Below are 13,501 nucleotides of genomic sequence, written 5' to 3' on the forward strand. Positions count from 1 at the left end.
AGCACTCACATCGACATCGTCATGAATTTCGACCAGGCGCGAAACTGGTTCCGCATCTGCCATTCGGTGGTGCCGTTGGTGACGGCCGTCGTGTCCGGTATTTCGGAGGGGTCGTAGAGCCGCTGCAGATTGACCCATTGGTTGGCGTCGACATGCAGGCCTTCCTGCGCGCGCTCGTACATTTCGAGGTCGTCATGGCCGACCACAGAAGTCGGCGCGTTGATCAGCCGGTTGTACATCAAGGTACGTTCCAGCAGCATGTCGGGCGCATCGACGAGGCGGAAGGTCCAGCTCTCCACCAGCGTCTTGTTGGCCGCGATCGGCTTGAACACGCGAACCAGCTGAATCGGCCCCTTGATCATGATGTTGGGGAAATACACCGTGTTGTGGCGGTTCTCATTGAGGATCGCCTTGGCGCGCTCCTCGCCATGGGCCGCCGCCATCTTCTCGAAATAGCCGGGCACCGCGGAATAGTCGGAATGGATGGAGTGGTGCACGCCGGTATGGCCGTGACCATTGGGCCAGACGCGGATGCCCATGTTCTCGAAGAACTCGTAAGGCGCCATGAAGGGTGCGTAGATCTCCACCGCCATCGGCTTCTTGGCGCCGGGAGGCGCGTTCTTCCACACCTCGATCGCGGTGCCGGCCGACGATTCATGCGCGACCATGGGATGGCAGGTATCGGTCTGGTTCTCGACCAGCATTTTCCAGTTGCAATTGTGCATGTAGCGCAGCACGCCGCCGGCGACTTCGAGCCGGCCGGCAGGGGAGCGGTCGACCATGTTGTCAAAGCTCGACAGGCTGTCGCCGAAGAACTCCTCGAAGCCCGGGCCGACATCATTGAGCTTGGCGAATACGAAGCCGCGATAATTGTGCACGTGTTTGACCGGGCTCATGCCACGCCCGGCATGGCTCTGCTCGACACCGGTGTTCTCGTAACCCTTCTTCAGGGGGATTGCGAGCAGCGAACCGTCGGTCTTGAAGCTCCAGGCGTGATAGGGGCAGCGGAAGAATTTTCCGGTGTTGCCGCAGGATTCGGTGGTGATGCGGGTGCCCTTGTGCGGGCAGCGGTTGTGCAGCACCTTCACGGTGTTGTCGGTGTGACGCACCATCAGGATCGGCTGGGTGCCGATGGTGGTGCCGTAATAGTCGCCCGGTTTCGCGACCTGGCTGTCATGGCCGACATAGGCCCAGGTGTTGGCGAAGACATGCTCCATCTCGAGCTGGAACACCTCTTCGTCGATATAGACGTCGCGATGCACCTCGGTCTCGCGCACGAGGCCTTTGATTGCTTCGAGATTTCCGCGATATCTGGCCATCAACACCTCCTCAGGAATCAAAGATCGAGCACGAGCCGCGGGCTTTTCGACCGCGAGACGCAGATTTGCATGAGCTTACCGGCCGCTTTCTCGGCATCGGTCAGGATGTAGTCGCGATGGTCCGGCGTGCCTTCGATCACGCTGACCTGGCAGATGCCGCAATCGCCGCGCTGGCAGTCGTGCATGGGATCTTCACCTGCTTCGATCAGCACGGCGAGAATGGTCTTGTCGGGCGGAATAAGGAAGGTCTTGCCGGAATTGTTCAGCACCACTTCGAACGACTGGTCGCCGGCAAGGGGGGCTGCGGTGGCAAAGATCTCGAACCGCAGGCGTCCGTCCAACCAGCCGAGATCCTTGGCGCTTTGAATCGCGGTATCGATCATCGGCTTGGGGCCGCAGACGTACAGCGGTTCGTCGTCGGTGAGCGAGGTCATCAGGCCTTTGACGTCGAAGATGCCTGCCGTGTCGTCGGTGTGAACGGTCAAATGTTCGCCGCACAGCGCCTCGCTTTCGCTGAGAAAGGCGAGCTGGTCGCGCGAGCGGCCGGCATAGATGAAGCGGTAGGGATGCTTGCTGGCGGTGAGCGTCGTTGCCATCGAGAGCACGGGCGTCACCCCGATGCCCCCGGCAAGCAGCACGATCGGTTTCGAGGCCGGCTCCAGCGGAAAATTATTCCGTGGCGCGGCGACCGAGAGGACGTCGCCGACCTTGAGCGCATGCATGAACTGGGAACCGCCCTGGCTCGGCTGTTCCAGCCGCACGCCGAGCCGGTAGGCGTGCGGGCGCGTGGTCGCTGCCGGATCGAGCGAAGTGTTGATCAGCGAATAGGAACGTTCCCCGCCATCGGGCAGGCGTACTTTGACATGCGCGCCGGCCTCCCAGGAGGGCAGCGGCTCGCCGTGCGGACGGGCGAGCTTGATCGCGCGGATCAACGAGGTTTTCGCGTGGATATCGGTCACGGTGAGGTCGAACTGGTCCATCGTATCAATCACAGAAAGGTTTCAACCGTGGCAAGCGCGCCGTCGAGCGCCTTACCTTCTTCATCTGATAGCGCGGCCTTGCAAAGGCGCCGCAGCCACTCCGCACCATCCGCGCGACCGGCAAGACGTGGTGCAACCGCAATCACCCTGTCGAATTTCGACGCGCCGCGCGCGTGGGTGTCGGAATAACCCTTCACCAGCCGGCGTGCCTCGAGAATGGCGACGGCAAGCTCGTAATCCTTTGCAGCGGTCGTGCGGGCGAGATCGAGCCAGGCGTCGCGATGGGCGACTTCGCGCTTATGACGCAGCGTGCCGCGACGAAAACGCTTCAGGCCACCCAAGACATACAGCGGCAGGAACCACCTGATGGTGCCGGTCTGCACGCGTCGTCCGCGATTGACCACGCGATCGAGCGTCTTGCACAGGCCAGGCTTGCCTTCGAGCCAGAGGCCGAGGCCCGCGGGAAGCGTGCCCAAGACCTCTTCCATGCGCGGATGCATGAATTCGGTGGTGTAGACGAGCTGGTCGGGCTTTGCGAGAACCTCGCTGCGGACGCGTTCGAAACGGCTCGCGCGGGTCTTGAGGTCGGCGACGCGGATGACGTCGTCATAGGTCATGGCCACGGCGACATGTTTTGCCGCCGCCCGCGTCAACGCAGGATCGCTGCCGCGTTCCAGGCGCATAAAGCCTGCGACGAGGTCGAGGTATTCCCGGCCATAGCCGACGTCCTGAAAATCGACGACCTTGCGCAAGCCTGCAGCGATCATGCCGTGCAGGGGCGCGGGGAAAGTCGTGCTTGCGTCGGTGACGAGTGCATCGAAAGCGGCATCGCCGACCGGTGCGAGCGTTGGATAGAGCTTGCCGGCTGAAGCAGGCTTGGGCGGCGCGGGCGGTGTCGCGGATGCGGCATCCGCCTGCGTGCGCTCAAAACCCGCCGCGAACGCGCGCAGGCTCGGTTCGATGCCGATGCCGGCGGCGCGGATGGTTGCTTCATAAGCCTCGCGGCCGAACGGCAGCGCGCCGCTGCCGGCGAGTGCGCCGAACAACACGGCCGAGATGGCGCTGCCGGTGCTGTCGGCGAGCGTGGCCATGTCGAAGGCGACGAAACGTTTCGCTGCGGCCCCTGCGGCCTCATACACCTTGCTGGAATCGCTGATGCCGTCACCGGGCACCAGCTTCTCCTGGATCGCGAACGAACGATGCGACGAGGCGATCAGCGTGGTCCTGTCGGGTGTGACGAGGCCGCGCTGGATGGCGCGGCCGGCCTCCATCAGCTCGGCGCCGACCACGACGTCGACTTCGCCCGGCACCGGCATCAGCGACAGCACCGGATAGGCGGCATCGGCGCGGGCAGGGATCAGCTCGACATAATAGATGGTCGCGCCGGTGCGCTGGGCGACGCCGGGCACCGAGGTGGACTGCGCGATCCAGTTCTGGCTTTCCGCCAGCGCCACGATCCAGTCGACCAGCACGCCGCCGCCCTGGCCGCCCATCGCAAGCACGGCGATCGAAAGCGGTTGGGTCAGGTCGATGGCGGGGGGCTGCAGCATGATGTTCATCCGGTCATGCCCTCAAACCAGCGCGAGACGGCGACGGTCGCGGCGTCGCTGCAGGAAGCCGATGACGCCGCCACGAAGCTTCGCCATGAACTGATCGAAGCCGGTCGGGTTGTGGATGATATCGGCGCGGTAGAATGACGGGCATAGCACGGCGGCCTCGGCGACCTCACCGCAATTGCCGCAACCGACGCAGCTATTGTCGATCGCCGCGACCGGATCGTCCTTCAGGGGATCGCTGGTGTGCTTCACCGAAAGCGAGGGGCAACCGGAGAGGCGGATGCAGGCATGGTCGCCGGTGCAGACGTCCTCATCGACACCGAAGCGCTCGCGTACGACGCGCTCGCCACCCTTCACGGCCTTGTTGAACAGCGGCTTGATCCGGCGCTGCTTGTTCAGCATGCATTCGGAGGAGGCGACGATCACCTTCGGTCCCTTGTCGGGGCTGGTCAGCGCTTCCTTCAACGTGTCGCGCATTTTGCCGACGTCATAGGTGCGGTCGATCTGGCGCACCCATTTGGCGCCGATGCCTTTGACGGCTTCGGTGATCGGGTGGTTGGTCGAGCGCGATTTGTTGTCGGCGCGGGACGACAGGATGTCCTGGCCGCCGGTGGCCGAGGTATAATGGTTGTCGACCACCAGGATGACGCCGTCGTGCTGGTTGTAAACCGCATTGCCGATGCCGCTGCTCAGGCCGTTGTGCCAGAAGCCGCCGTCACCCATGATCGAAATCGAGCGCTTGTCCGCTTTCACATTGAACGCGGACGCCGAGGCCGGTCCGAGCCCATAGCCCATCGTCGTCGCGCCGATGTTGAACGGCGGCAGGATCGAGAACAAATGACAGCCGATATCGGCCGCGACATGATGCGGGCCGAGGTCCTTTTCGACGAGCTTCATCGCCGCGAAGATCGGCCGCTCCGGGCAACCGGTGCAGAAGCCGGGCGGGCGCGCCGGCACCACTTCAGCCAGCGCCTTGATCTTGTCGTGCGCCAGAATCGACGGGTCGTTCGGCGCGCGGATGTGGTCGGGTAGCACTTCGGGCGCGGCAGCGGTGAGGAATTTACGAACACCGGCCGCCATCACGGCTGCGGTATACTCACCACCGATCGGCAGTTCGCCCTTGCCATAGATTTTTGTGGGGACATCAGCCTTGCGCAGGACCTTGTGCAGGGCCTGTTCGATGTAGTCAGGCTGACCTTCTTCGACCATCAGCACCGCGCGCTTCGATTGGCAGAAGTCGATCAACTCATCGTCGATCAAGGGATAGGTCACGTTCATGACATAGAGCGGAATACGGGTGTTGCCCCAGACGTCCGCCAGGCCAAGGCCCTGCAACGCGCGGATCACGCCATTGTACATGCCACCCTGCAGGATGATGCCGACGTCGTCGATGTCGCCCGCGAACACCTCGTTGAGCTTGCGCGCCTTGATGAAGGAAACCGCAGCCGGCCAGCGCTGCTCGATCTTTTCCTTCTCGTGCATGTAGGAGGCCGGCGGCAGCACGATGCGGTTGGTGTCGCGGCGCGGATTTTCCAGCGCCTGCGCCATCGTGAATGCCGGGCGCTTGTTGTCCTTGGCGGCAAAGCGGCCGTGCACGTGGCAGGATCGGATGCGCACTTCCAGCATCACGGGCGTGTTGGTCGCTTCCGACAGCTCAAATCCGTCCTCGACCGCCTTGACGATGGATTCGAGGTTGGGGCGGGGATCGAGCAGCCAGATCTGGGATTTCATCGCAAAGGCGTGGCTGCGCTCCTGCATGATGGAGGAGCCTTCGCCGTAGTCTTCGCCGATCACGATCAACGCGCCGCCGGTGACACCGCCGGAGGCGAGATTGGACAGCGCATCGGAGGCGACGTTGGTGCCGGCGGTCGATTTCCAGGTCACTGCGCCGCGGATCGGGTACATCACGGAGGCCGAAAGCATCGCGGCCGCGGCCGCCTCGTTCGCCGAGGTTTCGAAGTGCACGCCGAGATCGCCGAGAATGTCCTGCGCATCCGCCAACACGTCCATCAGATGCGAGATCGGCGCGCCCTGGTAGCCGCCGACGTAGCCGACGCCAGACTGCAGCAGCGCCTTGGTGATGGCCAGAATCCCCTCGCCATGGAAGACATCCCCGTTGCCTAGTTTGAGGTCCTGGACCTCTCGGGCGAAAGAGCGTTCAGCCATGACGCATTTCCTTCGGCTCAAGCGACGGCGGCAGATCGGTCAAAAATCTAAGCCGACATATTTTAAGTGTCAAATAATTATGCATTACACGGCACTCCGCTTCAGGCGGTAGCCGGCCGCTTCGCGATCCCAGGTCGATGCGGTCACGCCGCGTTCGCGCAACTCGTATTTCCGGATCTTGCCGTTCTCGGTCCGTGGCAGGTCCGCGACAAAATCGACAAAGCGAGGCACCGCGAAATAGGGCAGCCGCAGGGCGCAGAATTGCATCAGTTCGACGGGCGGGATCGCCGCTCCCGGCCGCACCACGATCGCGGCCATCACTTCATCCTCGGCAAGTTCCGAGCGCGCGGGAAAGACCGCCGTCATCTCGATATCAGGGTGAGCCAGCAGCACTTGCTCAACCTCATAGGACGAGATGTTCTCGCCGCGGCGGCGGATCGCGTCCTTGAGCCGGTCCACGAAGCGGAAATAGCCGTTCTCGTCACGGATAACCCGGTCGCCGGTATGGAACCAGAGATTCCGCCAGGCTTCCACGGTCTTCTCGGCCATGCCAAAATAACCGCTCGCGAACGCAAACGGCTCGTCGGCGCGCAGGACGAGTTCACCGGCCTCGCCGTCCGGCAATTCAACGTCGTTGATATCGACGACGCGGGCCTGAAAACCGTCGACGATACGGCCCATGGTTCCCGGCCTCTGCGTTTTCGGCGATGCGCCGATGACGAAATTGGTTTCGGTCGAGCCGTAACCCTCCAGCAGCGTAACCCCGGTGCGTGCAGCAAATGCTGCGCCGAGACCCGCGGGAACGCCCGGTCCAAGTCCGGTGCGCACCCTGTGTTCGCGCTCGTCCGCTCGCGGTTCACCCGACAGCAGGATCGGCACCATGGCGCCGAGCAGATAGATCACGGTTGCTTCGCTCTGGATCATGGCCGGCCAGAAGCCGGAGGCCGAGAAACGCGGTTCGAGGACCATGCGCGCGCCGCTGAGAAGCGCTTGCGCGAAAGTATTGAGGGCATTGATATGGAACAGCGGCAGGGTCGTGCAAAGCACGTCATCTGCCGTCAGGCCAAAAATGCGGCCGGAGTGGATGCCCCACCAATAATATTGCGCATGCGGGCACATCACGCCCTTGGATGGGCCGGTGGTGCCGCTGGTGTAGATGATCGCAAGCGTGTCGCCGGGACTGACGGGCGCCGCCGAGATCACGGCGGCGCGTGGCGGCATGACCTCCATCGACGACGATGCATCCTTGGGCGGGGCATCGCCGCCGATCACCCAGATCGAACCAAGGGAGGCCATGCCTTCGGAGACCAAACCTTCGAAGATTTGGGCCAGGCGTTCGACGAATTGCGCCTCGATCGCGAACAGCCGCGCGCCGCTATTCGAAAGGTAATAACCGATCTGCGGTCCCATCGCGGCGGTGTTGATCGGGACCGCGATGGCGCCGATCCAGCCACAGCCCAAAACGATTTCCAGCATCTCAAGGCGATTGGAGCAGAGGATCGCGACCCGGTCACCGGCCGCAACGCCGGCCGCGCGTAACGTCGCGGCACGGCCGGCCGCGATGTCGCGCGCCTCGCGGAACGTCCATGAATCAGTTGCGCACGAGACCAGCCTCCGGTCGCCGTGGCTGCCGGCCTGAATCTCGAGCATGCGCGGCAGCGTCCGGTCTTCCGGTGGAAGCGGAATCATCCCGGGCGTACGCAGAGTCATGCGCGCGACGCTCCCGCAGGGTTTGCAGGCACCAGCGCAAGCACGCGCAACGGGCTGCCGCTGCCCTGCTGGATCTTCAGCGGAGGCGCAATCAGCGAGCTTCCGGTCGGTGGCAGCAGGTCGAGATTGGTCAGGCATTGCAGGCCATAGCGTCCGGCACCGTGCATGTAGTAGTGGCACGGATAGGGAGGCAGGAAATGCGCCGCCTGGCCCGCATCGGTGCCGATGGTTTCGGTGCCGAAGCCGAGCACGTCGCGCTCATTCAGCAGGAAACGCACGGCGTCAGGATCGGGGCCGGGCGTGTGCTGCCCGACCTCGTCGAAATTCTGATAGGCCGCCGGATCGGTCTTCTTCGACCAGTCGGTGCGCATCAGCACCCAGCACCGCGACGGGATCTTGCCGTGCACAGCTTCCCAGGCCTTGATGAAATCCGGCGTCAGCAGGAAGTCGGCATCTGCAGCGGATTCCTTCGAGCAGTCGATCACCACGGCGGGCGCGATGAAATCGGCAACCGGGATCGTATCGGTAGAGCTGTTGGGAAGGTCGCGGCCCGAGACCCAGTGGATCGGGGCGTCGAAATGCGTGCCGGTGTGTTCACCAAAGGACAGATTGTTCCAGTACCAGGCGCCGCCGCGTTCGTCGTAACGCGAAATCTCTTCCATGCGGAAGGCGCGGCTCTGGCCTATTTCCGGCGGCATCACGATGCTCGGAAAATCCGGACCCAACGTCTGCGTCAGATCGATGATGCGGATCGCGCCGGTGGCGAGCGCCGTGGTGAAGCCTGCGAGAATCTCCATACCGGGCGCCGGGTCATGCGGGTTCATCGGCCAAGCTCCCGTTCCAGTGCCTTGGGATTGTCGCGGAAACGGGCGAGCCAGTCCTGCGCGATGTCGCCGGGATAGACGTCCTCGACCGATCCTTTGAGCGCGCCGACGATGGCGCGGGCGACCGCCGATGGCGCCAATTTTGGCGGCAGCAGCAGCTGATTCCATTCGTCGTCGATCGGCCCGGGAAAGACGTTGACGACCCTGATGCCGGCGACGCGCATTTCGGCGCGCAGCGCCTGCGCGACCGAGAGGGCCGCGGCCATCGATGCCGAATAGGTCGCGTGCTGCGGAAAATTGGACAGCGCATAGATCGACAGCAGATTGACCCAGGCCACCGCGCTGGTTTCGCCATCGGCGCCGCGCGCCTGCATCACCGGTCCGAACGCCTGGGCCAGCCGCAACAGGCCGAAGCAATTGGTCTCCATCTCCGCCCGTGCGGTTTCGACGCCGGCACGGCCGAAAATGCCAAACGTGCGATGATGTTCTGATGTGTTGATTACGATGTCGACCTTGAAGCCGAGTTCGGCGGCAAGCTCATTGACCGATTTGGTGTCGGTGACATCGAGCGGAACCAGCGTCACCTTGGGCAGTTCTGCAATCGCCGGCCAGCCCGGCGGATTCTTCCAGGGCTCGCAATTGCCGGCCCAGACGAGGTCGGCGCCGGCCTCCAGCACCGCTTTCACGACAGCCTGGCCGACAGGTGACTTGGCGTCGGTGACCAGCACTTTGCGGAATCTCGGATCCGACGTGAAGTTGCGCAGTTTCGGCTCGTCGGCAAGTGCGGTATTGCCACCATCCGGCTTGGCGACGAGCGCGGCCTGGCCGGCGCGGTCGAGCACGGCCTCCACGATGACCGGCGTCGGTGCCGGGCTGCAGCGCGCGTCGAGATGGGTTACGAGGCTGACACCTTCGGCGAGACGGACCAGTCCAAGCCGCCAGGGCATGCGTTCGCGAAAGAATAACTCTTGGGAATGATGCAACGTGGTCTCGCTGACGAGTTCGCCGCGTCCGCTCATCACGGTCCATTCGAGTTCGGCCGACAGGCAGCGCACGCAGGCCTCGCGTGGCGGATACTGCACGGCGCCGCAGGCCGCGCAGCATTGCAGTTCAAGGTTGCCCAGTGCCGCGCCGCGAACGAGGCCGAGCGCAATGCGGCTGCGGCGGTCCGGCGGCAGTGTCGGCGCACGCGTCTTCAGGATCGGGTTCTTGCGCTTCGGCCGTTTGATTGTTTCACTCATCATCAAGTCCCAATCATGTTGCGGCGAGAATGGCGGCGCCGGTGCATAGGCCCCGGTCGAAGTTGATCATGCCGAATCCGGAGACCAGCGCATGACGCGCGTTTTCGACCCGGGCGCCGAGCGGCTGTCCGGTGACCTGCCGGAGCGCCTCGACGATCCCGAGCGTTCCGCCGGCGGCACCGGCCTGGCCGACAGATAATTGGCCACCGGAGGTGTTGAACGGAAAGCTGCCGTTCGCTTCGAAAGTGTTGCGACGAATGAAGTCCGGCCCTTCGCCCTTGCCGCAGAATCCGAGATCCTCGATCTGCAGGACGCAGATGACGGGATAATCGTCATAGGCCTCGAGCAGGTCGATGTCTTCAGGCCCGATGCCTGCGCTTTCGTACAGACGATCGCGGTCCATTGCCCAGCCGCCGCGGTGCTGTACCGGATCGTCAGGGAAGGCATTGTGCCGCTCGATGGCACCTCGCAGCCGCGCGTGCGGCAATCCGAGGCGCCGCGCCCGGTCTTCGCTCATAACAAGAAAGGCCTCGGCGCCGGCGCAAGGCATCACGCAATCGAACAGCCGAAGCGGGTCGGCGACCGGCCGGGCGTTGAGATATTCTTCCAGCGTCAGCGGCTTCTTGAACAGCGCATGGGGGAATTGCAGCGCGTTCGAGCGCTGCGCGACGCAGAGCTTGCCGAAATCCTCAGGCTTTGCGCCGTAGGTGCGCATGTAATAGGCGGTGAGGAAGGCGAAACTGGTATTCGGCCCGCCGGCGCCATAGGGATAGACCGCGTCCTGCGCGAACATGCTGAAGGTCGCCGTGCTGAGCCGGAAGCTGTCGACGTGGTTGGTGTCGCCGGCGATGCAGGCGACGATTTCGGCGTCACCCGCCTGAACGGCGCGCGCCGCACGCCTCAGGCTGACAATGCCGGATGCGCCGCCCATCGGCACGTGATCGAGCCAGCGCGGCGAAAGGCCGAGATGCTGGGTCAGGCCGACGGCGCTGTCGGGCGCCAGCGTGAAGCTTCCCACGCACAGGCCGTCGATTTCATCCTTGGAAATCCCGGCGCCATCAACCAGCGCCTTCAGCGCGCGGGCGATGAACCAATGCGCGCCGCGGATGGAGAAGCGCTCATAGGGCACGGTGACGGGGACCGCGACGGCGACCCCGTCGTAACTTGCAATGCGATTTGCCATGGCGGTCAATGCCCTCCGCCAAGATAAGTTGCCTGCACGCGGGTATCGCCGAGCAGGCTGGCGGCTTCACCGTCGAGCACGATCTCGCCGGTTTCCAGCACATAGCCGTAGTCGGCGATTTCGAGTGCCGCCTTCGCATTCTGCTCAACCAGCAGGATCGAGACGCCGGCATCGCGCAGGCCGGATACGATGCGCAGGATGTCACGCACGATCAACGGCGCGAGGCCGAGGCTGGGCTCGTCGAGCATCAGGAGCCGCGGCGCCGACATCAGCGCGCGGCCAAGCGCGAGCATCTGGCGCTCGCCGCCGGAAAGCGTGTCGGCGCGCTGCGCGCGACGTTCGGCGAGGCGTGGAAATCGCCCATAGGTCTCGTCGAGCGCGCGGGCGACGAAGGCACGGTCCGAACGGCGCGGATAGGCGCCGAGCACGAGATTGTCATAGACCGTCAACTCTCCGAACAGCTCTCGCGTCTCGGGCACCAGGCAGAAGCCGTGCTCGACGCGCGCCTCGACGTCGAGCTTCAACAGATCCCGGCCCTCGAAGATGAGCCGGCCGCGCGATGGCAACAGGCCGATGGTGGCGGCAAGAAGGGTGGTCTTGCCCGCGCCGTTCGGCCCGATCACGGTGACGATCTGGCCCCTCTGCAGCGACAGCGACACGCCGCGCACGGCTTCGACCTTGCCGTAAGCGACATGAAGATCTGTTATTTCGAGCATCGCGCTCATAATACGCCTCCGAGATAGGCTTCCTGCACCTTCGGATCGGCGCGGACCGCTGCCGGATTTCCCTCGACCAGTTTGCAGCCGAACTCCATGACCACCAGCCGGTCGACCAGGCCCATGACGAAATCCATGTCATGCTCGACGATCAGGATCGTAACGCCTTCATCGCGAATCTGGCGCAAGACCTTGGCAAGGGCTTCCTTCTCGGGCGGCCGCAAGCCTGCGGCCGGCTCATCCAGCACCACCAGCACGGGATCGGCCGCCAGCGCGCGGGCAACTTCCAGGATGCGCTGTCCGCCGAGCGGAAGGTTGCCGGCGAGTTCGTAGGATTTGTCGCCGAGGCCGACGCGCTGCAACTGCCGCTGGGCCTCGTGCAGCGTGCGCCGCTCTTCGGCGCGATCGAGGCGAAGCGCGCTCTTCAGGAAGCCGGTCGTGGTGCGTGCATAGGCGCCGAGCGCGACGTTGTCGATCAGGCTCATGTTCGGCCGCAGCTTCACGTGCTGGAACGTCCGCGCGATGCCCATGCGCGCGATATCCATCTGCGGACGGTAGGTGATGTCCTGGCCCAGAAAACTGATCCGGCCGGCGTTGGCCTGCAACGCGCCGGTCAGGAGGTTGAACATCGTGCTCTTGCCGGCGCCGTTCGGACCGATCAGGCCCAGGATCTCGCCGGCCTTGAGATCAAAACTCACCTTGTTGACGGCGGTCAGTCCGCCAAATGTCCTCACGGCATTTTCGACGTTCAGAATCAGCGTGCCATTTTCCGGCAGCGCGCGGCGCGGCATCGCCTCGGCGGCCGCAGGCGGCGGGCGCGTGCCCTTGGGCAGGCGCTTGGCGATGAACGCGATGAGGCCGCCGCGGGCATTCTGCAGCAGCAGGACAAGGAGAACGCTGAAGGCGATGATCTCGAATTGCGCCGGGTTCTTCGTCACCAGCGGCAGCACATCCTGCAACCAGTTCTTGAGCAGCGTGATCAAAGCCGAGCCGGCAACCGCGCCCGCGATATGGCCGGCACCGCCCGCCATCGCCATCAGCAGATACTCGATGCCGGGCTTGACGTCGAAGGGGGCCGGGCTGATGAACCGGTTCATGTGCGCATAGAGCCAGCCGGCCAGTCCGGCGAGCAGGGCCGCGATCACGAAGGTAACAAGGCGAATTCGAAAGATGTTGACGCCGAGGCTCGCCAGCAGAATGCCGCCGCCACGCAAGCTTCGGATCGCACGGCCCTCGCGGGAATTGAGCAGATTGGCGCTGGCCAGCATCGCGAGCCCAACCATCAGCCAGATCAGGTAGAAGATCATTTGCGAGGAAATCAGTGAGACCGACGCGATAGTGATCGGCGGGATGCCGGCCATGCCGGTGTTCTGCCCGAGGCCCGGGACGTTGCCGAACAGGAAATAGATCGAGATGCCCCAGGCGATCGTGCTGAGCGAGAGAAAATGCCCGCCGAGCCGCAGCGTCAGCGCGCCGATCGCCAGCGCCGCAAGCCCGGTCATTGCCAGCGCCAGGAGCAATCCGACCCACGGCGACAAATCGAGCGTCACGGTGGCCCAGGCCGTTGCATAGGCCGCGATGCCGACAAAGGCGGCTTGCCCGAACGACGTCATGCCGCCGATGCCGGTCAGCAGCACCAGCCCAAGCGCGACCAGCGCGGAGATGCCGATATAGTTGAGAAGCGTAATGGCGAAGCTGCCGAGCAGTGCAGGGGCGATGAGCAGGGCGATGACGGCGGCGCTGATCAGGCCGATGCGAAGCGGCGCGCTCAACGCGATCGCGTCGGGCATTTCCATTTCCTCGCCT

The 13,501-nt window shown here is 64.1% G+C and carries 10 protein-coding genes; all 10 read right to left on the reverse strand.

Going from position 1 to position 13,501, the window contains the following annotated elements; translation table 11 throughout:
- Nucleotides 1-5: 5 nt before the first annotated feature.
- A complete protein-coding gene (locus ABIE49_RS35265) occupies nt 6-1,319 on the reverse strand; it encodes an aromatic ring-hydroxylating dioxygenase subunit alpha (protein WP_192734435.1) in 1,314 nt (437 codons plus the stop codon).
- Between the two features lie 17 nt (nt 1,320-1,336).
- Nucleotides 1,337-2,299: a PDR/VanB family oxidoreductase gene (locus ABIE49_RS35270; RefSeq protein WP_192734436.1), complete on the reverse strand. Its 963-nt coding sequence runs from the start codon at nt 2,297-2,299 to the stop codon at nt 1,337-1,339.
- Between the two features lie 8 nt (nt 2,300-2,307).
- Nucleotides 2,308-3,858 carry an indolepyruvate oxidoreductase subunit beta family protein gene (locus ABIE49_RS35275; protein WP_192734437.1) on the reverse strand — a complete coding sequence of 517 codons (1,551 nt, stop codon included), beginning with the start codon at nt 3,856-3,858 and terminating at the stop codon, nt 2,308-2,310.
- A 12-nt stretch (nt 3,859-3,870) separates the two neighbouring features.
- Nucleotides 3,871-6,021 carry a thiamine pyrophosphate-dependent enzyme gene (locus ABIE49_RS35280; RefSeq protein ID WP_192734438.1) on the reverse strand — a complete coding sequence of 717 codons (2,151 nt, stop codon included), beginning with the start codon at nt 6,019-6,021 and terminating at the stop codon, nt 3,871-3,873.
- An 84-nt stretch (nt 6,022-6,105) separates the two neighbouring features.
- Complete coding sequence (locus ABIE49_RS35285) at nt 6,106-7,731, reverse strand: ATP-dependent acyl-CoA ligase (RefSeq protein WP_210337132.1); 1,626 nt, start codon at nt 7,729-7,731, stop codon at nt 6,106-6,108.
- Nucleotides 7,728-8,555, reverse strand: coding sequence for a cyclase family protein (locus ABIE49_RS35290; protein WP_192734439.1), 828 nt, complete (start codon nt 8,553-8,555; stop codon nt 7,728-7,730). Before ABIE49_RS35290 ends, ABIE49_RS35285 begins: the two co-directional genes overlap by 4 nt.
- The gene (locus tag ABIE49_RS35295; protein ID WP_192734440.1) at nt 8,552-9,796 is read right to left on the reverse strand and encodes an SDR family NAD(P)-dependent oxidoreductase; all 1,245 of its coding nucleotides are present in this window, start codon (nt 9,794-9,796) and stop codon (nt 8,552-8,554) included. Before ABIE49_RS35295 ends, ABIE49_RS35290 begins: the two co-directional genes overlap by 4 nt.
- Nucleotides 9,797-9,809: 13 nt before the next feature.
- On the reverse strand, nt 9,810-10,979 hold the full coding sequence (locus tag ABIE49_RS35300) for a thiolase family protein (RefSeq protein WP_192734441.1): 1,170 nt from the start codon (nt 10,977-10,979) through the stop codon (nt 9,810-9,812).
- Between the two features lie 5 nt (nt 10,980-10,984).
- Nucleotides 10,985-11,704: an ABC transporter ATP-binding protein gene (locus ABIE49_RS35305; protein ID WP_192734442.1), complete on the reverse strand. Its 720-nt coding sequence runs from the start codon at nt 11,702-11,704 to the stop codon at nt 10,985-10,987.
- Nucleotides 11,701-13,485 carry a branched-chain amino acid ABC transporter ATP-binding protein/permease gene (locus tag ABIE49_RS40135; protein ID WP_210337161.1) on the reverse strand — a complete coding sequence of 595 codons (1,785 nt, stop codon included), beginning with the start codon at nt 13,483-13,485 and terminating at the stop codon, nt 11,701-11,703. Before ABIE49_RS40135 ends, ABIE49_RS35305 begins: the two co-directional genes overlap by 4 nt.
- Between the last annotated feature and the right edge of the window lie 16 nt (nt 13,486-13,501).

Source organism: Bradyrhizobium sp. OAE829, assembly GCF_040546575.1.
Lineage (GTDB): Bacteria > Pseudomonadota > Alphaproteobacteria > Rhizobiales > Xanthobacteraceae > Bradyrhizobium.

Excerpts from the sequence above, each read along its gene's own strand:
- ABIE49_RS35270 (WP_192734436.1), bottom strand. The coding sequence starts at position 2,299 with ATGGACCAGTTCGACCTCACCGTGACCGATATCCACGCGAAAACCTCG.
- ABIE49_RS35295 (WP_192734440.1), bottom strand. The coding sequence starts at position 9,796 with ATGAGTGAAACAATCAAACGGCCGAAGCGCAAGAACCCGATCCTGAAG.
- ABIE49_RS35275 (WP_192734437.1), bottom strand. The coding sequence starts at position 3,858 with ATGAACATCATGCTGCAGCCCCCCGCCATCGACCTGACCCAACCGCTT.
- ABIE49_RS35280 (WP_192734438.1), bottom strand. The coding sequence starts at position 6,021 with ATGGCTGAACGCTCTTTCGCCCGAGAGGTCCAGGACCTCAAACTAGGC.
- ABIE49_RS35265 (WP_192734435.1), bottom strand. The coding sequence starts at position 1,319 with ATGGCCAGATATCGCGGAAATCTCGAAGCAATCAAAGGCCTCGTGCGC.
- ABIE49_RS35305 (WP_192734442.1), bottom strand. The coding sequence starts at position 11,704 with ATGAGCGCGATGCTCGAAATAACAGATCTTCATGTCGCTTACGGCAAG.
- ABIE49_RS40135 (WP_210337161.1), bottom strand. The coding sequence starts at position 13,485 with ATGCCCGACGCGATCGCGTTGAGCGCGCCGCTTCGCATCGGCCTGATC.
- ABIE49_RS35285 (WP_210337132.1), bottom strand. The coding sequence starts at position 7,731 with ATGACTCTGCGTACGCCCGGGATGATTCCGCTTCCACCGGAAGACCGG.
- ABIE49_RS35290 (WP_192734439.1), bottom strand. The coding sequence starts at position 8,555 with ATGAACCCGCATGACCCGGCGCCCGGTATGGAGATTCTCGCAGGCTTC.
- ABIE49_RS35300 (WP_192734441.1), bottom strand. The coding sequence starts at position 10,979 with ATGGCAAATCGCATTGCAAGTTACGACGGGGTCGCCGTCGCGGTCCCC.